The 24,034-nt window shown below is 74.1% G+C and carries 17 protein-coding genes and 1 pseudogene; 8 read left to right on the top strand and 10 right to left on the bottom strand.

Features of this window, described 5'->3' with window-relative positions; translation table 11 throughout:
- Positions 1-236 precede the first annotated feature (236 nt).
- Both ACFYWQ_RS11545 and ACFYWQ_RS11540 read right to left on the bottom strand, forming a co-directional pair.
- Positions 237-1,871, bottom strand: coding sequence for an acyl-CoA dehydrogenase family protein (locus tag ACFYWQ_RS11545; protein ID WP_389515162.1), 1,635 nt, complete (start codon positions 1,869-1,871; stop codon positions 237-239).
- Between the two features lie 18 nt (positions 1,872-1,889).
- A complete protein-coding gene (locus ACFYWQ_RS11540) occupies positions 1,890-3,518 on the bottom strand; it encodes an IS200/IS605 family accessory protein TnpB-related protein (RefSeq protein ID WP_389515160.1) in 1,629 nt (542 codons plus the stop codon).
- Positions 3,519-4,132: 614 nt separating this feature from the next.
- Here ACFYWQ_RS11540 and ACFYWQ_RS11535 point away from each other — a divergent pair.
- Positions 4,133-5,308, top strand: coding sequence for a YihY/virulence factor BrkB family protein (locus ACFYWQ_RS11535; protein WP_389515159.1), 1,176 nt, complete (start codon positions 4,133-4,135; stop codon positions 5,306-5,308).
- A 10-nt stretch (positions 5,309-5,318) separates the two neighbouring features.
- Here ACFYWQ_RS11535 and ACFYWQ_RS11530 read toward each other — a convergent pair whose 3' ends face one another.
- Positions 5,319-6,146, bottom strand: a complete 828-nt coding sequence (locus ACFYWQ_RS11530; protein ID WP_389515933.1) for an NAD(P)H-binding protein — start codon at positions 6,144-6,146, stop codon at positions 5,319-5,321.
- A gap of 164 nt (positions 6,147-6,310) precedes the next feature.
- Here ACFYWQ_RS11530 and ACFYWQ_RS11525 point away from each other — a divergent pair, with 164 nt between their 5' ends.
- The 3 genes from ACFYWQ_RS11525 to ACFYWQ_RS11515 all read left to right on the top strand — a co-directional run bounded on the left by ACFYWQ_RS11525 (position 6,311) and on the right by ACFYWQ_RS11515 (position 11,324).
- Positions 6,311-7,282 carry an AraC family transcriptional regulator gene (locus tag ACFYWQ_RS11525; RefSeq protein ID WP_389515158.1) on the top strand — a complete coding sequence of 324 codons (972 nt, stop codon included), beginning with the start codon at positions 6,311-6,313 and terminating at the stop codon, positions 7,280-7,282.
- 191 nt (positions 7,283-7,473) lie between these two features.
- On the top strand, positions 7,474-9,594 hold the full coding sequence (locus ACFYWQ_RS11520) for a condensation domain-containing protein (protein ID WP_389515156.1): 2,121 nt from the start codon (positions 7,474-7,476) through the stop codon (positions 9,592-9,594).
- An 80-nt stretch (positions 9,595-9,674) separates the two neighbouring features.
- A complete protein-coding gene (locus ACFYWQ_RS11515) occupies positions 9,675-11,324 on the top strand; it encodes a carbamoyltransferase C-terminal domain-containing protein (protein WP_389515155.1) in 1,650 nt (549 codons plus the stop codon).
- A gap of 60 nt (positions 11,325-11,384) precedes the next feature.
- Here the strand turns inward: ACFYWQ_RS11515 and ACFYWQ_RS11510 are convergent, their stop codons facing one another.
- From ACFYWQ_RS11510 to ACFYWQ_RS11495, 4 genes are all read right to left on the bottom strand, one after another.
- Positions 11,385-13,481, bottom strand: coding sequence for a condensation domain-containing protein (locus ACFYWQ_RS11510; RefSeq protein ID WP_389515153.1), 2,097 nt, complete (start codon positions 13,479-13,481; stop codon positions 11,385-11,387).
- A gap of 35 nt (positions 13,482-13,516) precedes the next feature.
- Positions 13,517-14,299 carry an ABC transporter permease gene (locus ACFYWQ_RS11505; RefSeq protein WP_389515151.1) on the bottom strand — a complete coding sequence of 261 codons (783 nt, stop codon included), beginning with the start codon at positions 14,297-14,299 and terminating at the stop codon, positions 13,517-13,519.
- 61 nt (positions 14,300-14,360) lie between these two features.
- A complete protein-coding gene (locus ACFYWQ_RS11500) occupies positions 14,361-15,137 on the bottom strand; it encodes an ABC transporter permease (protein ID WP_389515149.1) in 777 nt (258 codons plus the stop codon).
- 5 nt (positions 15,138-15,142) lie between these two features.
- Positions 15,143-16,015 carry an ABC transporter ATP-binding protein gene (locus ACFYWQ_RS11495; RefSeq protein ID WP_389515147.1) on the bottom strand — a complete coding sequence of 291 codons (873 nt, stop codon included), beginning with the start codon at positions 16,013-16,015 and terminating at the stop codon, positions 15,143-15,145.
- A 200-nt stretch (positions 16,016-16,215) separates the two neighbouring features.
- Here ACFYWQ_RS11495 and ACFYWQ_RS11490 point away from each other — a divergent pair, with 200 nt between their 5' ends.
- The 3 genes and pseudogenes from ACFYWQ_RS11490 to ACFYWQ_RS11480 form a co-directional block, all read left to right on the top strand.
- The gene (locus tag ACFYWQ_RS11490; RefSeq protein ID WP_389515145.1) at positions 16,216-17,421 is read left to right on the top strand and encodes a macrolide family glycosyltransferase; all 1,206 of its coding nucleotides are present in this window, start codon (positions 16,216-16,218) and stop codon (positions 17,419-17,421) included.
- A gap of 28 nt (positions 17,422-17,449) precedes the next feature.
- The gene (locus ACFYWQ_RS11485) at positions 17,450-18,241 is read left to right on the top strand and encodes a hypothetical protein (RefSeq protein ID WP_389515143.1); all 792 of its coding nucleotides are present in this window, start codon (positions 17,450-17,452) and stop codon (positions 18,239-18,241) included.
- Positions 18,242-18,559: 318 nt separating this feature from the next.
- Positions 18,560-19,231 (top strand): annotated as a pseudogene (locus ACFYWQ_RS11480) (helix-turn-helix domain-containing protein); the annotation flags it as partial.
- Here ACFYWQ_RS11480 and ACFYWQ_RS11475 read toward each other — a convergent pair.
- From ACFYWQ_RS11475 to ACFYWQ_RS11465, 3 genes are all read right to left on the bottom strand, one after another.
- Positions 19,223-19,618: a VOC family protein gene (locus ACFYWQ_RS11475; RefSeq protein ID WP_389515141.1), complete on the bottom strand. Its 396-nt coding sequence runs from the start codon at positions 19,616-19,618 to the stop codon at positions 19,223-19,225. The pseudogene ACFYWQ_RS11480 and the gene ACFYWQ_RS11475 sit on opposite strands and share 9 nt — an antisense overlap.
- Positions 19,619-19,704: 86 nt before the next feature.
- Positions 19,705-20,337 (bottom strand): VOC family protein, encoded by a 633-nt coding sequence (locus ACFYWQ_RS11470; protein WP_389515139.1) that lies wholly within the window; start codon positions 20,335-20,337, stop codon positions 19,705-19,707.
- A gap of 433 nt (positions 20,338-20,770) precedes the next feature.
- The gene (locus tag ACFYWQ_RS11465; protein WP_389515137.1) at positions 20,771-21,814 is read right to left on the bottom strand and encodes a LacI family DNA-binding transcriptional regulator; all 1,044 of its coding nucleotides are present in this window, start codon (positions 21,812-21,814) and stop codon (positions 20,771-20,773) included.
- A gap of 467 nt (positions 21,815-22,281) precedes the next feature.
- Here ACFYWQ_RS11465 and ACFYWQ_RS11460 point away from each other — a divergent pair, with 467 nt between their 5' ends.
- Positions 22,282-23,907, top strand: coding sequence for a carboxylesterase/lipase family protein (locus ACFYWQ_RS11460; RefSeq protein ID WP_389515135.1), 1,626 nt, complete (start codon positions 22,282-22,284; stop codon positions 23,905-23,907).
- Positions 23,908-24,034 lie beyond the last annotated feature (127 nt).

Here is a 24,034-nt window from a genome sequence, read left to right as displayed (position 1 = left end):
CCGACTGTTTCCGGTCTCACTCGGAGTCCCATCTTGCCGTCCGCACGTCACGGAGGGGCACACTCCGGACAGCGAGTCCGACACGTTGCAACCCTCTGCAACCCTGGCCAACATCCACTCGCTGTCCAAAACTTGTGGCGCGCCGTCCCGAGCGGCGCCACTGGCCTCGCAGGGCCATGCGGCGGGGGTGGTGCCGTGTCGGCGCAGCACCACCCCCGCATCTGCCCCGTCCCAGGTCAGACGAGCGGCCGGGCCCGTTCCACCAGCGCCGCCAGGTCCAGGCTGTGGGGCAGGGTGCCGAAGGCCGACCCGCCGTCCCCGCCGAGCCGCGACGCGCAGAACGCGTCGGCGACCTCCGGCGGCGCGAACCGTACGAGCAGCGCACCCTGGAGCACCCGTGCGAACCGCTCCGCCAGCCGCCGCGCCCGCGCCTCGGCTCCCTCCAGGTCGGCCAGCTCGGTCAGCAGGTCCTTGATCGCCGCGTCCAGCCGGTGGTCGGCACCCCGCGCCCGTCCCACCTCCCGCAGATACGCGTCCAGCGCCTGCGGCTCCCTGCGCAACGCCCGCAGCAGGTCCAGCGCCTGGACGTTGCCCGCGCCCTCCCAGACGGAGTTCAGCGGCGACTCGCGCACCAGCCGCGGCATCCCCGACTCCTCCACGTACCCGTTGCCGCCCAGGCACTCCGCCGCCTCCACCGTCACCGGCGTACAGCGCTTGGTCACCCAGTACTTCGCGGCCGGCACCGCGATCCGCAGCAGTGCCCGCTCCTGCTCACCGTCGTCGTCGTAGGCCGCCGCCAGACGCAGCCCGAGCGCGGTGGCCGCCTCCGACTCCACCGCGAGATCGGCCAGAACATTGCGCATCAGCGGCTTGTCGACAAGTTTTCCGCCGAACGCCTCGCGGTACGTGCAGTGGTGCACCGCCTGCGCCACGGCCGCCCGCATCAGGCCGGCCGAGCCGAGCACGCAGTCCAGCCGGGTCGCCGCGACCATCCCGATGATGGTCCGCACCCCTCGCCCCTCCTCGCCGACCCGGCGCGCCCACGTCCCGTCGAACTCGACCTCGGCGGACGCGTTCGACCGGTTGCCCAGCTTGTCCTTCAGCCGCTGGAGCAGGAACGGGTTGCGGGTGCCGTCCTCCAGCACCCGGGGGACGAGGAAGCAGGTCAGCCCCTCCGGCGCACGGGCCAGCACCAGGAAGCCGTCGGACATCGGCGCCGAGCAGAACCACTTGTGCCCGGTCAGCTCGTACGTCCCGTCCTCGGCGAGCGGCCGCGCCGACGTCGTGTTCGCCCGGACGTCGCTGCCGCCCTGCTTCTCCGTCATCCCCATGCCGAACAGCGCGCCCGCCTTCAGACGGGCGGGCCGCAGCTCGCGCTCGTACAGCGTCGACGTCAGCCGCGGCTCCCACTCGGCGGCCAGCTCCGGGTCGGTCCGCAGGGCGGGCACGGCCGCGTGCGTCATCGACAGCGGGCACCCGTTGCCCGCCTCGACCTGCGTCCACACCACGAACCCCGCCGCCCGCCGCACATGCCCGCCCGGCCGGACCCACGCCGACGTGAGCCCGGCGCTCACGCCCTTGCCGAGCAGCCGGTGCCAGGCCGGATGGAACTCGACCTCGTCGATCCGGTGACCGTGACGGTCGTGGGTGCGCAGGGTGGGCGGGTTCTCGTTCGCCTGGATCGCCCACTCGTGGAGCTGCGCCGACCCGGCGGCCCGGCCCAGGGCCGACAGATCTCCCCGGGCCTCGTCGAGCAGCTCCGGATCGAGATGCCGCTCCACGGCGTCCACCAGGGCCCGGTCGGCGCCGTAGACGTCGTACCCGAGCAGTGGCGGGGGCTGGTTGGTCACGGTGTGCGTGCTGCCTGCCATACGGCGAACCTACCGTTCCTAAAGACTGAGCGGGAGTGAGTCCTGTTGCCAGGTCTCATGCTCAGCCGAACACCCCGAACGGTGGTGGGTGTTCTGGTCGCCCGCGTTCGCTCCGTGCTCGGGCGGCACGCATCTCGTGCGTGGTCCGGGGACGCGGGGGCGGGATCCCTCACGCCTCGGGGTGCCTGGTCCGGCCTGGACGGTCCGATGCCCGTACCCATCGCTCTGGTAGGTACGGGGCGGTGTCGTCCGTCGCCGGATCGGGTGCCCCAGGGCGCGCCTGCCGATCGCCACGGCCGCAGCATCGTGACGAGTGGTCTTCCTGTTCTTGCTGGTGAGGGGCTTCTGCCAGTGCTGGGCGCCCCATTTCGAGGTGTAGGCGGGGTCGACAGCCACCAGCGGGATGCCGAGGTCGGCGGCCATGGACGCCAGCCTCGCCCGCAGCCGGGCGACGGGCATGCCGGAGATCAGCCGGCGGAAGCGTTTGCGGCGGCCGTGCTTCTCCCGGGTCGTCTCCTGCGTGAAGTCCAGGTCCTCGATCGCGATCGCGAGGCCGTGGCGTTCGGCCCAGTGCAGGAGGCGGATCAAGGCGTGGCGGACCTGCGCGTCGCGGTGGTCCGCGGTGCCGGACAGGTCGTAGTCGAAGCGGCGCGGGGCACCGACCGGGTTGCCGTGCGCATCCAGTCGCCAGGCCGCCAGATGGTCGGCGTTCATGTCCACGCCGATCAGACCACTGGTGCGGGCGGCACACAGCGGCACGGCCTGGACCGGCGGGAGGGTCCAGGCGGCGGTCAGATACCAGCGGTCCCGCTCGGTGTCCTCGTGGATACGGTAGGCCACCGCCCGGTGCGCGGTGACACGGTCGCGCCAGGTCTCGCCCCGGTGCGCGAAGGAGACCTTCGCGGCCAGGACGTACCGGCCGTGCGGGGCGTTGGCGAGATGGGCGAGCGGTGCCGGGAGCTTGAGGGATACTTCGCCGTCGGGGCTGACCCGGATGGTCTCGTTGCCGTAGCGCTTGCCGGACTCGCCGTCCGCCTGCAGGAACCGGCGCGCAGCCTCCCACCGGCGCCGCCACTCATCCTCGTTCGTCTCGGCGGCATCGAGGTGGTGGCGGGCGGTGAGCAGCCGCTTCCCGCCCCGCACCACCCGCACCCGGCCGGCCTCCAGGTCGGCGCGCACTCGCTCCAGCCGGTCCTCCAGCACCCGCAGCCGCCGCGACTTGGCATGCCACTCCCGCTCACCGCGGTACCCGCCCGGTGCCTGTTTCGTTCCCTTCGCCCCGACCGGCAGAGACAGCCGACGAGTGATGGTGTCCACTCCGGCCTGAAGGGACTGGATGTGGGCGAGCTGGCCCCGGCGGGCGAGCGCCCACTGATCGTGCGTGGCCTTCGTGATACTCCCGGCCCAGCGGGACGAGGACTCACCCGTCAGCGACTGCTTGCGCGCCGCCCACCGGTCACTGTCGTGCTCCAGCCCGTCACGGCAACGGGTTTTCAGATCACGGGACGCGAGCGACCCGAGGTGGCCGCCGACCAGCCGCAGCACCTCCTCGTCCTGAGCGGTCAGGCCCTTGAGCCGGTCCCGGACCGCCACCCCCGCAGGGCTGGGCACCACGAACGGCGCCGCCACCTTCCGCAGCTCGCCCAACCCCGTCACCCCCACCCAGCTCCGCGGCATCCCGTCACACCGGCCAACGAACCCCACCCGCAAAGGTCACGCATTCGACCAACAAACCTACGTTCACAACGGCCGGAAACCCGCCCACCTACCCTGACCGCAGAGGCCCGCACTCACTCACACTCACCAGAACGCACTCGCACACAGCCAAGTGGCAGCAGTTCAGAAGCCCCGGCCGGACCGCTCATGACCACGGGACACCGATGCCTCACGCGCGTGTGCCCGGCTGCTGCTCGTACGGGGACGGCTCCCAGGAGGGCCGATGGCCTCGCGCGCGTGTCCGGCCGGACGGAGCTGCGCAAGACCCGGCTGCCGGCCCGACGGCCTCACGCGCGCGTGCCCGGCACGACGACGGCCGGACACCCCACGCGGGGCCACGTCCATGGCGGGGCTGACGCCTCCTGTGTGTGCCACGCCCACGACGGGGCCGAGGCGCACACGAGTGTCACGCCCACGGCGGGTCCGGACATCGGACCCGCGGGTCCCGCACCGACGGCGACCGCGGGTCCGCATCTGAGGCGGGCGACCGAGGCCGGGTCCCACCGGAGGTGAGCGCAGCCCCGTACGGCGGATACCTTTAAGGCGTGCAGCCAGCAAGTCAGCCTTCCGAGCGGCCCGAGCGGCCCGAGGTCCCCTTCGGGCGTCTCCACCGCGCGCGTGCCCTCTACCGCAACGTCTCCAAGCGCAGGACCGCCTGGCTGCTGCTCAAGGACACCGTCAACTCCTGCATCGAGTACCGCATCCTCGGCCTCGCCGCGGAGGCCGCCTTCTTCACCCTGCTGTCCGTGCCGCCGCTGCTGCTGAGCCTCATCGGCCTGCTCGGTTACGTCGACGACTGGACCGGCACCGACACCATCAGCAGCCTGGAGAGCAACCTCCTCGACGCGTCCCGCACCGTCCTGTCCGACAAGGGCGTCACGCAGATCGCCCAGCCGATCCTCGACGACGTGATGGCGGGCGGCCGGCCCGACGTCATCTCCATCGGCTTCCTGTTCGCCCTGTGGTCGGGTTCCCGCGCGGTGAACGTCTTCATCGACACCATCACCGTCATGTACGGCCTGGACGGCGTCCGCGGCATCGTCAAGACCCGCCTGGTGGCGTTCCTGCTGTTCATCGCCGCCCTGCTGATCGGGTCGGTCGCGCTGCCGCTGATGGTCGCCGGGCCCGACGCCGTCGTCCGGATCGTGCCGTGGTCGACGACGGTCGTGCAGGTCCTGTACTGGCCGGTCGTGATCGTCCTGTCGATCGCCTTCCTGACCACGCTCTACCACGTCTCCGTGCCGGTGCGCTCCCCGTGGATCGAGGACGTGCCCGGCGCCCTGGTGGCCCTGGCGATGTGGGTGCTGGGCAGCTTCCTCCTGCGCATCTACCTCCAGAGCACCATCGAGGGCGCCACCATCTACGGCTCTCTCGCCGCCGCCGTCGCCGTCCTGCTGTGGATCGGCGTGTCCGCCTTCGCCGTGCTCGTCGGCGCCGCCGTGAACGCCGCCATCGACCGGGTCTGGCCGGCCGCCGCGACCGCCGCGGCGCGCGCCGCCAACGAGCGGCTGCGCGAGGAGGAGGCCGCGGAGTACGTCGCCCGCATGGCCGCCGCCCGCGCGTACGACGACCCCGACGACCCCGACATGCCGTCCGAGTTCCCCGAGCGGTGGTCGCGGTTCCTGCCGCCGGAGGACGTGACCGGCCGGCTGCGCACGCACGCGAAGACCTTCCCCAAGGGGAACGGGAACGGGGAGGAGCCCCCGCCCCCCGAGAAGTGAACGCCCGGCGTCACGCCCAGGTGCCCGCCGCCGCTGCCTCCTTCGCGAACTCCGCGAAATCGCGCGGCTCCCGGCCCAGCACCCGCCGCACCCCGTCCGTGAGGTGCGCGTTGTGGCCGTCGAGCATCTCCTCGAACAGCTCGACGAGGAAGTCGGCCTCCTGCTCCGGCACCCCGAACCCGGTCAGGTGCTCGTGGTACTCGCGCGACGGCACGGCCCGGTAGGTCAGCTCGCGCCCGGCCGCCGCGGCGATCTCCGCGACGGCCTCGCCCCACGCCACCGGCCGCGGCCCCGTCAGGTCGAGCTCCCGCCCCGCGTACCGGTCGCCGGAGGTCAGCGCCGCCACCACCACGTCCGCGATGTCCCGCACGTCGACGAAGGGCTCCCGCACGTCCGGGGCGGCCGGGAAGACCAGCCCGCCGCTCAGCCGCAGCTCCTCCGCCAGCGGGCCCTCGCCGAAGTTCTGCGAGAACCACGCGGCCCGCACGATCGTCCAGTCCGCGCCCGACGTCCGCAGCGCCTCCTCGGTCGGCCGCGCCCGCTCCTCGCCCCGGGCCGACAGCAGCACCAGATGCCGTACGCCCAGCCCGGCCGCCTCCCGGGCGATCTCCCCGACCGCGCGGGCCGCTTCCGGGGTGCCGACGTCGGTGGGGTGGACCAGGTAGGCGGCGTCCGCGCCGCGCAGTGCCTCCGTCCACGTCGACCGCTGCTCCCAGTCGAAGCCCGTCGCCCGCGAGGCCGCCCGCACCGTCAGCCCGGCATCGCGCGCGGCCCGCGCCACGCGTGCCCCCGTACGACCGGTCGCGCCGGTCACCGTCACCGTCAGGCCCCGTGCCATGCCCTGCGCCGTGTCCTGTGCCGTGCCCCGTGCCGTGTTCCGCGCCGTGTTCCGCGCCGTGTCCTGTGCCGTGTTCCGCGTCATGCGTCCAGTCAACTCGCGTACACCGCACGGGCCCATCGCTGAACGGCTCATTCCCATAAGCGCGCGTCTACGCTGTCGGCATGGACGCTTCCCCGCGCTCGAACACCGTCTCGCGGGGGGACCCCCTCGCGGGCCTGCTGGACGGGCCGCGCGCGCGGGGCGCCCTCATGATCCGCGCGTGTTTCGACCCGCCGTGGGCGGTGCGCGTGGAGGACCGGGCGCCCCTGACGGTGATGCTCATGGTGCGCGGCGAGGGCTGGGTCGTGCCGGACGAGGGCGAGCGGGTCCGGCTCACGGCGGGCGACCTCGCCATCGCGCGCGGCCCCGGCGCCTACACCTGCGCCGACGACCCCGCCACCGCCCCGCAGGCGCTGGTCCTGCCGGGGGGACGCTGCGCCCACCCCGACGGACGGTCCCTGAACGGCTCCATGGATCTGGGGATCCGCGCCTGGGGCGACCGGCTGGACGGCTCCACGGTGGTGCTGATCGGGACGTACCTGATGGACGGGGAGATCAGCGGCCGGCTGCTGGACGCGCTGCCGCCGCTGCTGTCCCTCACCCCCGCGGTGTGGCAGTGCCCGCTCACCCCGCTGCTGACGGAGGAGATCGGCCGGGACGAACCCGGCCAGGAGGCCGTCCTGGACCGTCTGCTCGACCTGCTCGTCATCGCCGCCCTGCGGGCCTGGTTCTCCCGGCCCGAGGCGGCGGCGCCGGCCTGGTACCGGGCGAGGGCCGACCCCGTCGTGGGCCGTGTGCTGCGGCTCGTCCAGGACGACCCGGCCCACCCGTGGACGGTGGCCTCCCTCGCCGCCAAGGCGGGCGTCTCCCGGGCCGCCCTGGCCCGCCGCTTCACCGAGCTCGTCGGGGAACCGCCGATGACGTACCTCACCGGCCGGCGCCTCGCCCTCGCCGCCGACCTGCTGCGCGACACCGACGACACGGTCGGCGCGATCGCCCGCCAGGTCGGCTACGGCAGTGCCTTCGCCCTGTCCAGCGCCTTCAAACGGGTCCACGGGGTCAGCCCGCAGGAGCATCGGACACGGGCCGGGTAGGGGAGGGGACCGTCGTTGGAAAGCGCTTGTGAGGCTTTGCTTCCTGTGTCAGGCTACGGGGCGGCCGATCTTGCGGAGGCGCGCCGCCCCACCGGGCACCGGGTCCGCCGGACCGGGGTCCACCGTTCCCGTGAGGAGCCCGCCGGGCCGGCCAGGCGGTACAGGCCGCGCGACCGGGCAGGGAGACGACGATGACCGACAGGCCCGTCCGGAGCGGACCCCTTCAGTACGGCATCGCCCAGCAGGAGTGGCTCTACCACAGGAAACACGGGCGGCCGCGCCACCCGCGCCAGTGCCTCTGGCTGGACCTTTCCGCCGGCCTGTCCCACGAGGATGTCGCCGTCGCCGTCGCCGTCATGGTGGAGCGGCACGAGGTGCTGCGGACCACCTTCCCCGCGGACCACAGGGGAGACCCCCGGCAGACCGTCTGGCCCCCGGCCCCCGTCCCCTTGCACCGGTTAGACCTCTCCGCCCCCGACGCCGCGGCCGGCACCGCCTCTTCCGCCGGCACCGCCACATCCGCCGGCACCGCCTCTTCCACAGGCACCGAGGAAGTCGCCGGCACCAAGGAAGTCGCCGGCACCAAGGAATCCGCCGGCACCCAGGGACCGGCCGGCACCCAGGAACCCGCCGGCACCGAGGAACTCGACGCCTTCTGCGACGCCCCGCTCGACGTGTTCACCACGACACCGCTGCGGGCCGCCGTCGTACGGTACGCCACCGGACACCGCCGGCTCCTGCTGGTGATCGCCCACATAGCGATCGACTACCTGGGACAGCAGGTCCTGCGCGAAGAACTCACCGAGGCCCTCCGGGCGGCGGCAGCGGGCCGCCCGCCGGTGCTCCCGCCCGTCGCCTGCCAGCCGCTCGACCACGCCCTCGCGGAGGCGGACGCCGACGACGGCACCCCCCTCACGCACTGGCGGAGTGTCCTCTCCGCCGCACCGGCCGGCATCTTCCCCACCGCCGTCGTTCCCGAGCGCGTCCGCTACACGCGCGTCCGCCTGGACTCACCCGCCCTGGGACCGGCCCTCCGCCTCATCCACCGGAAGCACCGCCTGCCTCTGGGACCGGTCTTCCTCACCGCGCTGGCCACCGCCCTCTCGGTCGTCTGCCGGCAACCCGTCGTCCCGCTCTCCTACACCTGGCCCGCGCGTGAGCCCGAGCGGACGAAGAGGCTCGTCGCCTCGGTCATGCGGGACATCATCCTGAACGTCGACCTCTCGGACGCGCCCGACTTCGTCACGGCCGTGCACCGCGTCCAGGAGTCCGTGCTCCGCTGCGCCCGCCACAGCCAGTACGACGTCTACGGCCTCCTCCAGGCCGACTCCCTCATCAACCGCCGACGCGGCGCCTGGCGCCGGTCCGCCGTCTTCGTGAACCTCGGCCCCGACCCGGACACGGAGTGGGGCACGGAGCGCGAGGCCGGGGCCGACGCGACGGCGCCGGGCCCCCTGCCCGACGGCGGCTCGCTGACCGCCGAGACGGGACCGGAGGAGCACTATGACGACTTCAACCTGTACACGTCCCTCGCTCGCGGCGAGCACGGCCGTGCGGAGCTCTTCCTCGCGGCGAACCAGGCGGTCCTGACCCCGGCCGAGGCCACCGGGATCGCCCGTGGTGTCGAGGCGGTCCTCGTCGGGCTCGCCTCGGCCGGCGGCCTGTCCGCCGCCGAGGCACGGCACCTGAGCGCCCTGACGCCACGGCAGGTCGGGGAGGGCTGGATCTCGGTGCGGGGGGCGTGGTTCCACCTCGGGCTCGCCGAGGAGATCCTGCGCCGGCACGACGGGGTCGTCTCGGCGAGCGCGCGCCGGGAACCGGACGGGACGACGACCGCCCACGTCGTCGTCCGCCCCGACGGCCCCTCACCTCGGGAACTCCGCGAATTCCTCCTGGCCCACCTGGACTTCCGGCATGCGCTGTTCGTACCCGACCACCTCCACGTCACGGCGAGCCCCGCTGCGGAACCACCCGTCGCCGGGACCGGCACGGAGCCCCGCGCCGCCGCGTCCCCCGCCCCCGCTGCCGAGTCCCCCGCGCCCGCGGAACGGACGCCGCCGGACGCGGGTGAGCGGAACGCACGGCAACGAGTCCTGCGAGCGGCCGTGGAGGCGGCGAACGAACTCGACGACGTGGACATGTCCCTCACCTACGTGGAGGCCGGCGGCCTGCTCAGGCGCGTCCCGGTCGTCCTCGCCCACCTGCGCGAACAGGGGGTGGACGGCTTCGTCGCCGGGGACTTCCTGCGCCCGTGCAGCCTGCGCGCGCTCGCGCTGCACCGCCCGTCCCGCCCGGTGGCCGCCCCCCACTGAGCGAGGGCTCCCGCCGCCCGCGATCACCGCCTTCGTCCCACTCCGACGAGCCATGGGAGAACGACATGTGGATCCTTGGTGTGAACGCCCCACCCGCCGGCTGGCACGACGCCTCCGCCTGCCTGGTCGACGGCAGCGGAAACGTCATCGCCTATTCCGAGCAGGAGCGCCACAACAGAGTTCGCCATGCGATCGGAGACGGCTTCAACAAACCCACGGCCGCGGCACGGTTCTGCCTGGAGCAGGCCGGCATCACCGTCGACGACCTCGACACGATCGCCATCGGCTGGGACATCGACCAGATGTTCCCCGGGTTCTTCGCCGACGAGCGCGAACTGGCCTCGCACGCCACCGGTTTCGACTTCCCCGGACGCCTCCCCGAGATCGTCCTCGTGCCCCACCACCGGGCGCACGCCGCGTCGGCCTTCTACGCCTCCCCGTTCTCCGAGGCGGGCGTCCTCGTCGTCGACGGGAACGGCGAGAACGAGTCGACCACGATCTGGTCCTTCTCCTACGACCGCGAGCCCGAACGCAAGTACGGCCTGCCGCGCACCGCCTCCCTCGGCTACGCGTACGACGGGGCCTCCGAGTGGCTCGGCTTCCACCACCTCGACGCGGGCAGGACCATGGGGCTGGCCGCTCACGGACGGGCCCGCGGGCTCGTCGTGGAGACACTGGTCGACACCGACGGCGACGGCCTCCGGCTGGCGATCCCCCCGCTGCCGGAGAACGACGGGCGCGCGACGATCGACGAGATCGGATCCCACTACGGAGCCACGGTGACCGCCTGGCGCGAGCTCTACGCCAAACTCGCCGGCGCCGACCGGCCCACCGTCCCGGCGGACCGGCTGACCGAGGACCCCGCGGCCGTGCTCGTCGCGTACACGGCACAGCGCCTGATCGAGGACGCGGTGACCTCCCTCGCCGCCACGGCCCGGCGCCTCACGGGCGTGGCGGAACTCTGTCTGGCCGGTGGCGTGGCACTCAATTGCAGCGCCAACGGACTGCTGCCGGGGCCCCTGTTCGTCCCGCCGGTCCCGCACGACGCCGGAGTGGCCCTGGGGGCCGCGTGGAGCGTGCGCCCGCCGCGACGGCCGGGCGGCGCGATCAGCCCCTATCTGGGCGAGGACGTCCGGGCGGACGGCGTCGGACCCACGGCGGCACAGGGGCTGGTGCGCACCGGCTTCGACCCCGACCGGGTCACCGACCTCCTGCTGGACGGGCAGGTGGGAGCGGTCGCCCAGGGCAGGGCCGAGGTCGGCCCACGCGCCCTGTGCCACCGTTCCATCCTCGCGGTGCCGGACACGACGGCGGTGCACGAGCGGGTCAACCGGATCAAGCACCGGGAGCAGTGGCGCCCCTTCGCCGGCGTCACCTCGCCGCAGTACGCCGGCACCCTGTGGGAGCGGCAGGAACACCTCAGCCGCTACATGCTCGGCGCGGCCCGTGTCACCGACGAGGCCCGCCGGGTCGCGCCGGGCGTCGTGCACGTCGACGGCACCACCCGCCCGCAGGTCCTGGCTCCCGGTACGGCGCCGGCGGTCGAGGCGGTCCTGGCGGCACTCGCCGGCCGCGGCGCGCCGCCCGTCCTCCTCAACACGTCCTTCAACGACCGGGGCGAGCCCCTGGTGAACAGCGCCGCGGACGCGCTCGCGGCGTTCCGCTCCATGGACCTCGACTTCCTCGTCCTGGACGACGCGCTGTACCGCAGGACGCCCGGGGGACGATGACGGCCGGGACGCCGTGCGGCGCCGGGCACCCCGTCGGAGGGCGCGCACCGGACGCCGCCGCTACTCCCACGGAGATCCGTCGGCAGCGCCCCGGCCGCGCAGACGGGACGCCAGCGTGGACAGATCGCACGGCAGCCGGAAGTCGTCGAACCGCAGTCCGGTGAGCCCGTCCCGCGCCAGCAGGCGTAACACCTCCGCCACGCGCGCCAGGCGCCCGCCCGCCTCCACATAGCCGTCGTGCAGGGGCACCGACTCCAGCCCGTTGGCCCGGACCACGGCGTCGTGCAGAGCCTGTTCCCGGCCCGAGACCGGACGGCCGGCACCGGCCACGGCTCCGGCACCGGCCACGGCTCCGGCCACGGCTCCGGCACCGGCCACGGCACCGGCTCCGGCTCCGGCTCCGGCTCCGGCTCCGGCTCCGGCCCCGGCTCCGGCTCCGGCTCCGGCTCCGGCTCCGGCTCCGGCTCCGGCCCCGGCACCGGACCGGGTGCCGGACCCGGCACCGGCCTCGACCGCCGAGCCGGCCTCGGCCCCGGCCGCCGCATCGGCCTCGGCCTCGGCCCCGGCGCAGCCGTCGCCGGGCTCCTGGGCGATCAGGAAGCGGTCCGGGACGATCAGGGCGGACCGCGGCCCCACCCTGTTGAGCAGGAACCTGCGCAGCGCGACGGCACCGACGTCCGGCCCCGTGACCGTGACCTCCGCACGGAGCTCACCGTCCTCGACGAAGGCCCGCGCGCCGGTGACCCCCGGATGCTCCCGCAAGGCCCGCTGGACCAGACGGAGATCGGTCCACGACCCGTCGACCGTCACCCACCCGTCGCCGCGCGGCCGCGGCCGCGGGAGGAACTCCTTGCAGACGAGCCCCGGATCCTCGGCGAACCGCGCCAGGGCACCCTCGACGCGCAACAGCAGGGCGACGGCGCCCTCCCGGTCCACCACGGCCTCGTTGGCGGACAGGAAGAGCCGCGCACGCCCGTCCGGACCGGGGGACACCGCCAGGTACAGCAGATGCGGGCCGTCCTCGAACGGCAGCTCGGGAGCGCGCGTGTACGTGGTGGTGCCGCGGGCGAGCAGCGACGACGGACCGGGGGCGGGGGAGCCGTCGAGGTCCGCGGCCCCCTCGTCCGTCCCGTCCGTCGCGTAGTGGAAGTTGACGAAGATCCCCGGATGGGTGCGCGCCCCTCGGCGGCGGCCGGCCCGCGCCTCGGCCTCCAGCAGGTCCAGGACGTCGACGTCGCTGCGTCTCCCGGCCCGCAGCCCGGCGCGCACGGCGGCCTCGGCCAGTTCGTCGAACCGGCTCTCCCGCCGGACGTCGACGGCCAGCACGACGTCCCTCATGACCGATCCCACCATCCGCCGCGAGGGCGGGCTCTCCCGGGACGACCACGTGGTGGCGAGCGCCACGCGGTCCTGGCCGGACGCCGCGGACACGGCCAGCGCCACCGCCGCGAGGAACACGGAGGCCGCCGGCCGCCGCCGCCCGACGCGGGAGAGCGCCGGCCCGAGCGCCGCGGAGTCCCGTACGACGTGATGGCACCCGACGGGTGAGGGGATCTCCGCAACGGCGAACGGACCGCCCGGCAGATGCCGGAACTCCTCCTCCCAGAATCGCAGGTTGCGGTCCCTGACGGCCCGGCCGCGCTCCGAGTGTTCGAGGCGGGCCCGGTCGACGGGATGGTGGTCCGCGGCGGGCAGCTCCGGCGGCGTACCGCGCGCGGCCGCGTCCAGGATCACCTCCGTCTCCCGGGTCAGGATGCCCATCGACCAGGCGTCGACGGCGATATGGGCGAACACCAGCGTCAACTGCCGCCGCCCGTCGTCCCGTCGGGTGAGGGCGGCCCGGACGGGCCACTCCTCGCCGATGCGGAACGGCGCCTCCAGCGACGCGTCCGGCCGGCGCAGCGGCACCCGCTCCGGACGCCACACGTGCTGCACCGCCCGGCCCCGCTCGTCCTCGGCGAAGGTGGTGCGCAGCACCTCGTGACGGGCGACGAGGAGAGCGACGGCGTCCTCGACCTGCCGCTCACCGAGGGAGCCGGGCACGTCCACGTCGACCCGGGGGCAGCCGAACGGCTCCCGCCCCTCGCACACGATGTGGACCCACTCCGCCTGGCAGAGCCCCGACTGCAAAGGGCCCGTACGTTCCAGCACACGCATGACGCCTCCCCTGGTTCCCCGGTTCCTCGCGGCGGTCAACGGGTCAGCAGCCGGCTCAGCCGGTGCCGGGCCACCGCGAAGCCTGCCGCGGACATGGCCAGCAGATAACAGACATGGGCCGCCGTCCCCGCGGTGAGACGGCCGGCGGACAGGTCCCGCAGCAGTTCCACTCCCTGGTAGAGCGGGGTGAGCCGGACGATCGCCCGCCCCCAGTCCGGATACGCCTCCACGGGGAAGACCGTCCCGGAGCACATGGTCATCAGGAACATCCAGATGCTCACCTGCTCGAAGTCCTCCCACCGGCGCATGAACGTGGTCGCGGCCATGCTGACCGCCGCGAACGCCAGGCTGATCAGCGTGGCGCCGGGCAGCGCCAGGAGCATCCACCACGACGGGGCCAGGCCGAGAGCGGCCATGGACACCAGGAACGCGGACGAATAGATCCCCCCGCACAGCAGCGCCCACGCGGTCTCGCCCACGGCCAGTTCGCCGACCGTCAGGGGAGTCGACAGATAGCCCTCGTACAGGCGCTGGGTGAGCTTGGCGTAGAAGGAGTACGTGGTCTCGTTCACCACCCCGGACACCGCGGCGGTGGCGAGCATCGCCGGTGCGACGAACTCCTCGTAGCTCATGGTCCGGCCCTCGACGGTGATCTCGCCGATCAGGGCGCCCATGCCCAGGCCGAGGGCGACGAGCAGGATCACCGGTTCCAGGAGCGTGGAGACGAAGTTCGGCCAGGCGCGGCGGTTCAGCAGCAGCCCCCGGGACACGAACGTGCCGGCTCGGTGCAGCTTCGCGGCTGTCGCGGAGCGGGACATGGAAGGCGGCCTCGCGTTCTGGACGGAGTCGGTCAGTCGGACAGACGGCCGACGGTGTCGGTCAGTCGGACAGGCGGCGCTCGAACACCCGCAGGGTCAGGACGAAACCGGCCGCGACCCACAGCAGGAGAACCCCCAGGTGCCCGGCGAGGGACAGCGGCTCCGGACCGGCACCGGCCGCGAACCGGCCGGAGACCGCCCGGCACACCTCGACCCCGTGCCACAGAGGGGAGACCCGCACCAGCGGCTGCACGACCGCCGGCAGGTCCCCCACGGGGAAGAACACCCCGGAGAACATCGACAGCGGCAGCACCACCAGCCGGGACACGGTCATCAGGTTGGCCGAGCTTGTGAGCCGTCCGGTGAAGGCGAACAGCGGCGCCGCCGCGGACAGCGCCAGCAGCATGGCGACCGGCACCAGCAGCAGGCACCACGGGCTGTCGAACACGCCGAGCAGCGCGGCCACCGCGCAGAAGGCGACCGCCGACACGGCCGTGCGGACGGCGATGAAGAGCAGATGACCCGCCAGCACTTGCCCCACGCCGAGGGGCGCCGTGAGCAGCCGCTGGTACCGGCCGGTCAGCCGGAGGGCGGAGTAGAGGGGGAAGCCCGCCTCCTCCGCCGCCGTCTGGAAGGCGACGACGGCCAGCAGGCCCGGCGCCAGGAACGCCACGAAGGGGAGGCCCTCGACGTCGTGCTCCACGTATCCGCCCGCGCCGACGCCGACCACACCCAGGTACAGCAGCGGCATGAGGAACCCGGTGAAGACGCCGGTCCGCCAGGTCCGGCGGTAGAGCGTCAGATGGAAGCGGGTGACGCGCAGTGTCCCGTTCCCCATCGCCGCTACTCCGCGAGCGCGCGCCCGGTCAGGCGCAGGAAGACGTCCTCCAGGGTGCACCGGCGCTCCAGCGTCCCGCTCGGCCGCAGCCCGGCCCGGTGGACCGCGGCCGACGCCTCCGCGGCACTCTTCACGTAGAGCAGGACCCGGGCCCCCAGTACCTCCACCCGCTCCGCCAGCGACCGGAGCACGGGCAGCCCGGGGAGGTCACCGCCCTCGTCGAAACGCAGCTCGACGATCTCCGGCGAACCATGGGCGCGCAGCAACTCCCGGGGCGTGCCCGAGGCCACGATCCGCCCTCCGTCCACGATCACGATGCGGTCGCTCAACTGCTCGGCCTCGTCCATGTAATGGGTGGTGAGGACCACGGTCGCGCCGTCCCGGCGCAGCTCCCGCAGCCGGTCCCACAGCAGATGGCGGGCCTGTGGGTCCAGTCCGGTGGTCGGCTCGTCCAGCAGGACGATGTCCGGTTCGTTCACCAGCGCCCGCGCGATGGCCAGTCGGCGCATCATGCCGCCCGACAGGGCGTCGATGAGGTCCCCGGCACGGTCCGAGAGCCGTACGAACTCCAGGAGTTCCGCGGAACGCAGCCGGGCGGCTTTCCGGCCCAGTCCGAAGAGCCGGGCGTATGTCGTCAGATTCTCCAGAACCGTCAGCTCGCGGTCCAGATTGTCCTTCTGCGGCACCACCCCCAACCGGGCCCGGACAGCGGGACCGTCCGACACGGGGTTCATGCCGAGGATGCGCAGGCTTCCGCCGCTCGGCGCGGACGTGCCACTGAGCATACGCATCGTGGAACTCTTTCCGGCACCGTTGGGACCCAACAGCGAGAAGACCTCACCGGCCCGCACCTCGAAGTCGACGCCGGCCACCGCCACCGTGTCTCCATAACGTTTCACCAGGCCCCGAGCGGATATCAGCGCACCCTGGTCGTCCCTCACGCATCGCCCCCGAATGCCGATGTCATTCGGCGATGCTAACAGCAGTCCGCCCGGCCCGACGCTGTCGAATTTATTCGACGATCTGCGGTGGCTTTGCGGTCTTGTCACCGCCACGAACCACTCTTTAGCATGTCGCCATGTTTTTATCGCGGTGGGGAAGGGCACCTCGCATTGCCATGTTCAATGCGGCGGCACCTGGCCATATTTATACGAGCCTGGAAGTCATCAGGGAGCTCGCCACCCGCGGACACCGGGTCACCTATGCCATACCTGAGAAATACGCGGATGTCGCCGCCTCGGCGGGCGCGGAACCCAGAACCTACCGATGTGTATTGGGGATGGACTCCGGCGACTGGCTGAAGAAGGGACCCGTCGGCTGTATGGAGGCCGGCCTGGCCGACAGCATGCAGGCCCTCCCGCAACTCGCCGCCGCCTACGCCGACGATCCGCCCGACCTCGTCCTCTACGACTGGCTCACCCCCTACGCGCGCATCCTGGCCCGCCGGTGGGGCGTACCGGCCGTGATGCTCGCCCAGATGTCCGACTGGGACCCCACGGAGGAGGAGCGGGCCGAAGCCGCCCGCGACGCCCGGCCCGACCCGCGGCACGAAGCCCACGAACGGCGCTACCGGGACTGGCTCGACCGGCACGGCTTCGCCGACATGGACGTCCACACCTTCGCCAACCGGCCGGACCGTTCCCTCGGGCTCATCCCCAGGTTCCTCCAGCCGCACGCCGACCGCATCGATCCCGCCGTCCACACGTTCGTCGGGGCCTGCCTGGGGGACCGCTCCCACCAGGGCCGGTACGAGCCGCCCGCCGGCACGGACCCGGCCGACCGGCTCCTGCTCGTCACCCTCGGCACCTCCTACGCGGACGAACCCGGCTTCTTCGAGAGCTGCGTCGAGGCGTTCGGCGGCCTGCCCGGATGGCACGTGGTGCTGCACGTCTGGCGGGAAGCCGACCGGGCCGCCCTGGGGCCCCTGCCGCCCAACATCGAGGTCCACGGCACGATCCCCCAACTGGCCGTCCTGCGCCGGGCCGACGCCTTCATCAGCCGTGGCGGCATGGGCGCCGTCCTGGAGGCGCTGAGCTGCGAGGTGCCCATGGTCACCATTCCCCGGGGCGCCGACCAGTTCCTCAACACGCAGACACTGCGGGCACTCGGCGTGGCCCGCGAGGTCCCCGCCGGCGAGATCACCCCCGAGGCGCTGCGCACCGCCGTGACCGCGCTGGTCGAGGACCCCGACGTCGCCGGCCGGCTGCGGGACCTCAGGAAACGGATGGACCAGGACGGCGGACCGTCCGCGGCCGCCGACCTGATCGAGGCCGCACTGCGCTGACACGGCAAGCGGAGCCGGGAGGCCACCAGTGAGCACGCCGAAACCCGACGTCACCGTCGTCCTGCCCTGCGCGGGCCTCGGCGTGCGCTTCGGCGCCCCGTACTCCAAGGAACTCCACTGCCTGGCGCCGGGCGTCTCCGTGATCGACCGAAGTCTGGAGACGGTCGTGGAACTCGCCGGATCCGGGCTCGAAGTCCGCGTGGTGGTCGTCTTCCGGGCCCACAAGCTGGATGTCGTCGCCCACCTCGCGCACTACACCCGGGACGTCCGGATGGTCTTCGTGTACCAGGACGAATCCTTCGGGGACGACCTCGGCGGGGCCATCCGCACCGCCCTGCCGCTCGCCGAGGGGCACGTCGTGCTGGTCCTGCCGGACATCACGCTCCACGGCCCGGGCAGCGAAGGCAGCCTCGTGGAGGCGGTGCGCAGGACACCGGCGTCCGGCTGGTGCGTCGTGGCCGCCAGAACCGGCCCGGACGCCCTGACCGAACTGGGCGCACTGCGACTGGATGGGCACGGGGACGGCACCAGGGTCGTCGCGGCGGAGGAGAAACCCGCACGCCCCGACGGCTACAACGCCGCGTGGGCCATGGTCGTCGCGAGCCCCGAGGAAGCCCACCGGCTCCCGGACATCGCCAGCAGGGGCGCGGACAGCCCCCTGGTCGGCGCCCAGGCCGTCGAGGTGGCCGGCTTCACCAACTTCAACTCGGCCCTCACCGCCGACCCGACCTCCCGCCCGGGACCACCGGCCCGCACCTCCCGCCCGGCTCCCCCGGCGGCACCACCCGAGCAGCCGGACTCCCCCGCCCTCACCGCCTGATCGGCCGGATTTCCCCGGCCCTCCCGCCTGAGCGGCCGGATCCTCCCTCGCCCCTCACCGCCTGATCGGCCGGAGTCCGAGGCGCGCCGTCGCACGGGCATCCCGGCACCGGCCGCCGTAGCCTGGGACCCGTGTACGAGGAACGGCCCTCCCGGCTGCTAGGCCCTGTCGTCGAATTCCCGTCTGCCCCGCGACGCCATGCACGCACTCTCGCCGCACCGGGCCCAGACCCGAGTACATCCAGTACGAGGGTCAGGGCCCGGCACGCCGAGAGCACGCACCTGACGCCGCAGGGCCGCCCTTCGGGCAACGACGGGAATTCGACGACAGGGCCTAGGCGCGGTCCTGTGGACGAACACCCCGGCGAGCGACGGTGCGCACCCCGTCCTGCCCGACGGCTGCATGGACCTGCTCTGGGACGGCGGCGCACTCCTGGTCGCCGGCCCCGACACCCGCGCCCACGTCCCCGACGGCCCGTCCGCGAGCCGGGCCGGCCTGCGGTTCTTCCCCGGTACGGCGCCCGGCCTCCTCGGCGTGCCCGCCCAGGAACTGCGCGACCGGCGCGTGGACCTGGCCGACCTGTGGCCGGCCGCCCGGGTCCGGCGGCTGAGCGCCCGCGTCGAGGCCGCCGCGCACCCGGCGACGGCACTCGAAGCCCTGGCGCTGGAACTGACGGGACCGGACGGGGCGGCCGGGCCCGACCCCGCACTGCGCCGCCTGGTCACCGGCCTTGCGGCGGGCCGCCCCGTCGCCGCGCTCGCCGACGAACTCGGCCTCGGCGCACGCCGGTTGCACCGCCGTTCACTGACCGCCTTCGGCTACGGGCCCAAGACCCTGGCCCGCATCCTGCGCCTCCAGCGGGCCCTCGCGCTGGCCCGCGGCGGCCTCCCGTACGCCGCCACCGCCGCCCGCGCCGGCTACGCCGACCAGGCGCATCTGGCCCGCGAGGTACGGCGGTTGACCGGTACGACGCTGACCGGGCTACTGCGGCAGCGGCGCGAACAGGTCGACCCCGTTGCCGTCGGGATCGAGCACGACGGCGTACCGCTGGCCCCAGAAGGCGTCCCACGGCTTGAGCTCCCCGTGGTACCCGGCGCCCACCAGGTCCTCGTACACGGCGTCCACCTCGGCCGGTCCGTCGCACCGCAGGGCGAGTGAGGCCCGGCCGCCGCCGGCCGGCGCCCGCCAGGCGGGGTGGAAGGACCGCACGCTCTCCTCGGTGTCCAGCAGCAACCGCACCCCGCCCGGCGGCCCGGCCTCGGCATGCGGCTCCCGCTCGGCGCCGTCGGGGAACGCGAACCCGAGCCGGCGGTAGAAGGCGACGGAGGCGGCCATGTCGGAGACGACCAGGCCGATGGCATCGAATCGTGGAGTCATGCGGCCACCGTAGGCAGCGGGCGGACGGCAGGTCTTGAAGGAAACGGACACCTGCCGGCCGCTCGCGCGGGGACGTGTCACCTCCGTCAGGTGAAGGTCACCGGCCCGCGTGGTGTGTCCAGCGTGAAGGAGAGACCCACCGGCCCCTCGGCGATCTCGAGGCCGGTGCCGAGCGCGGCCAGCAGGGGGTGGATCCCGTCGGGGTCGGGGGCGGTGGCCGACACCTCCAGCAGCGGGGTCACGGGCAGGCCCGAGGCGGTGGGGTGGACCGTGGAGCCCCAGTCGATCAGGAAGGGGACCAGGCCGGAGGGGTGGGGCGCGCCGCCCTCGGTCAGCCGCCACTCCAGCAGCGTGCCGTCGGGCCGGCGCCGGCTCATCGCCCGTACGTCGCCGGGGTCGTAGCCCCGCGCGCGGGCGGCCGCGACCGTGCCGTCCAGGTCGGGCACGGCGATCGCCCAGGTGACGGTCCGCGGGGTGCCGAGCCCGTCGACGCCGAAGGGGCGGGGGCCGGACGGATCGGGCTGCTTCGGGTCCGGCCCGATGATCTCCAGGTAGGCGAGACCGCCCAGGCCCACCAGGTGGTTGCGGGTGCCGAGCCCGACGTGCGCGCCACCGGGGGCGGGCGCCACCCCGGTGCGCCGGGTGAACTCGGCGACCGTCGCCGCCAGATCGGGGGTGGCGAGGACGAGGTGATCGAGCCGCGGAGGAATGGTGTTCATCCCGCCCGAGACTACGCGTCCCACCGCGGCGACGGGCACGTCCGCGGAACGCCGGTGCGGCAGGACGGCCGCCTGACGCGTACGGTACGGGCCGGCCGACGACCGGCGGCGCGGGCGGTCTCCGGGCTGCCGGCGGTCTCCGTGCTCCTGGCGGCGTCAGGGCTCCTGGTGGTCTCCGTGCTCCTGGCGGCGTCAGGGCTCCTGGTGGTCTCCGGGCTCCCGGAGGCCATCGCGCCGCTGACCGGCCGCGGGGCCGGTGGCGCGGGGCCGGCGGCGCGGGGCCGGTGGTGCGGGGGCGGTGGTGCGGGGCCGGTGGTGCGGGGGCGGTGGTGCGGGGCCGGTGGTGCGGGGGCGGTGGTGCGGGGGCGGCCTGCCGCCCGAGGGGGAGGGGCCCGGCGTCGGCACCCGCCCCGGCGGCGGGCGGGCCGGTGCCTCACCCGGACGGGGCCGCCGTGCTCGCCCGCTCCACCAGTCGCGTCGACAGCTCCGTGCGGGTCCCTTCCGGGCGCTCCCCGTCCATCATCCGCACCAGCAGCCGCAGGGCGGTCGCCGCCATCTCCGCCAGCGGCTGGCGCACGGTGGTCAGCGCCGGTGTGGTCCAGCGGGACTCGGGGAGGTCGTCGAAGCCGACCACGCTGACGTCACGCGGCACCCTCGACCCCCGTTCCGCCAGGGCCTCGTAGACACCGAGGGCCATGTGGTCGGAGCAGACGAAGACGGCCGTCGGCGGCTCGGGCAGATCGAGGAGTTCGTGCGTCCGGAGGCGGGCCACGGACTGGTCGAAGCCGCCGTGGCGGAGGTACTCGGGGCGGTGGGCGACGCCCGCCGAGGCCAGCGCGGAGCGGTAGCCGGCCACCCGCGCGTTGCTGCACATCCTGCGCCGCGGACCGGCGATCACGGCGATCCGCTCGTGCCCGAGGGCCAGCAGGTGCTCGGTCGCGGTCACGCCGCCGTGCCAGTTCGCCGCGCCGACCGACACCACGCCCGGCGGAGGCTCGACCAGCGGATCGATCATCACGTACGGGATGCGGTGCTGCTCCAGCCACAGGTACTGGGAGTCCGTCAGCTCGGCGAGGTTGAACAGCACCCCCGCCGAGCCGCGCGCGGCGAGCTTGTCCAGCCAGCCGCGCTGCGGACGGCCCGCCCGGGTGCGGGAGAGCGCGGCGGAGACGACGACGTCCAGACCGGCGTCGTGCGCCGCCTCCTCCACGCCGTGCAGCACCGCGCCGGACAGGGAACTCTCCAGAGAGTCCACGACCAGGTCCACCAGCCGGGGCGGCTTCGTGGCGTCGAAGCGCGGACGGCGCACGTAACCGAGCCGGTCCAGGGCCTCGGTGACGCGGCGTCGGGTCTCGGGTGCCACGTCCTCGCGGCCGTTGACCACCTTGGAGGCCGTCGGCACGGACACGCCCGCCTCCCGGGCCACGACCGCCAGCGTCGGCCCGGCCGTCATGCTCGCACTGCCCGTGCGGACCATCGGGAACCACCTCTCCGGCCCGCCCGAGGGCCAGCGAAAGTTCGACCACCGCCCTTTCGGAGCCGATCCTGACCGACGGCTCGCAGAAAGCGCTTGCTATCCTAGGTGGGCCTCAGCGTGTCGGGAAGACACCGGGAACGGGTGGGTTCAGGGTCGCCGACCGGGCGGTGGCCGGGCGGTGACCGGGACGGTGCCGCCGTCCGGGCCCGCGGTGGCGCGCCGTCGGCTCCCCGCGTGGCGGACCGTCGGCTCCCCACGTGGCAGGCGTGTCGCCCGGACGGCCCATGGCTCCCGCTCCCGCCCGTCACGGGGAGACGGCGCCGTCGGCAGCGGCCCGACCAGGCCGGTTCCGGCGCCCCCGGGCACGCCGAACGGCCCCGCGGGAGGCTCGCGCACCGGAATACCGGGCGTCGCTGTGGTGCTCTGGTGAAACCGGCGAAGGAGCGCGGCGAAGGGCTGGTGGGCTCATGACGGCAGGCCGGACGAACCCCGTGGCGGCGAACCCGGCGAATCCGGCGGACCCGGTGGTCCGCACCCCGTACGGAGCCGTGCGCGGCCGCCACGAGAACGGCGTCGCCGTCTTCCGCGGCATCCCCTACGCCGCGCCCCCCTTCGGGCCCCGCCGGTTCCGGCCGCCCGAGCCGCCCGAGCCCTGGGACGGCGTGCGCGACGCGGGCGCCTTCGGGCCGACGGCGCCGAAACCGCCGTACTCCGAGGTCTTCGCGCGGTACCTGTCCGACCCGGTGGTGGACGGGGACGGCTGCCTCAACCTCAACGTGTGGACACCCGAGCCCGGTCCGGGCGCCCGGCTGCCGGTCGTGGTGTGGCTGCACGGCGGCGCACTGACCAGGGGTTCCTCGGCGGTGCCCGTGTACGACGGACGGCACTTCGCGCGGGACGGCGTCGTGTTCGTCTCCGTCAACTACCGGCTCGGCGTGGAGGGGTACGGCCTGTTCCCGGACGCCCCCGCCAACCCCGGCCTGCGCGACCAGCTCGCCGCGCTGCGCTGGGTGCACGAGTCGATCGACGCCTTCGGCGGCGACCCCGCGCGGGTCACCCTGGCCGGGCAGTCCGCGGGCGCCATCAGCACCGGCGCCCTGATCGCCGCGCCCCCGGCGCAGGGCCTGTTCCGGCGGGCCGTCCTCCAGAGCGGCGCGCCGGAGGCCTTCGAGCGGGACAAGGTGCGGCGCATGGTCCGCCGCATGGCCCACCGGCTGCGGGTCCCGGCCACCGCGGAGGCGTTCGCCGCCGTCGACCGCGACCAGCTGCTGCGCGCCCAGGCCGACATCGGCCGGCTCAGCAGCCCGGTGCTCGGCGGGCCCGCCTTCGGCATCGTCATCGACGGCGACCTCGTGCCCCGCGACCCCCTGACGGCCCTCGTCGACGGCGACGCGGCGCGCGGCACCGACCTGCTGCTGGGCTGGACCCGCGACGAGTACCGGCTGTGGCTGGTCCCGGGCGGCCTGCTGGAACGCGTCGACCGCCTCGGTGCCGTCGCGCTGGCCGGCGCCATGGCCCGCTGCCACTGCGGTCACGACGTGCCGCGCGGCTACCGCGCCCTGCACCCGGAGGTCGGCACCGCCGAGACCGTCGGCCAGATGGTCACCGACCACCTGCTGCGCCTGCCCCTGCACCGCCTGGCCGACTCCCGCCCCGGCTCGTCGTACGTGTACGAGTTCGCCTGGCCGTCCCTGCGGCCCGGCCTCGGCTCCTGCCACGCCCTGGAGCTGGGCTTCGTCTTCGACACCGGGGACGTGCCCGAGTCCGCGCAGCTCGCGGGCGAGGGCGCCCCGCAGGCCCTGGCCGACGCGACGCACCGGGCCTGGGTGCGGTTCGCGGAGACCGGCGATCCGGGCTGGCAGGCCTGGGACGCGACGCACCCCGTGTGCGTCTTCGGCGACGGCGACCGGGTCGCGCACACCGTCCACGGTCCGCGCGACCGGGAACTGGCCCTGTGGGCGAGCGATCCCACGGCCACGCCGCCCGCGGCTCCCGTCTCGCCGGACGCGTTGACCGCCCGTCCCCTGCGCGCGACCGAACTCCGGTCGGCGGTCCGCCGTCTGCGCCGCGTCGGCGGCGCCCGCCGCCACTGACCGCCCGGGGGCCGTGACCGCCGTCACTGATCGCCCGGGGGCCGTGACCGCCGTCACTGATCGCCCGGGGGCCGTGACCGCCGTCACTGATCGCCCGGGGGCCGTGACCGCCGTCACTGATCGCCCG

The sequence above is a fragment of the Streptomyces sp. NPDC003247 genome, from assembly GCF_042888135.1.
Classification (GTDB): Bacteria; Actinomycetota; Actinomycetes; order Streptomycetales; family Streptomycetaceae; genus Streptomyces.
This window is presented reverse-complemented; position numbering and strand designations above follow the sequence as displayed.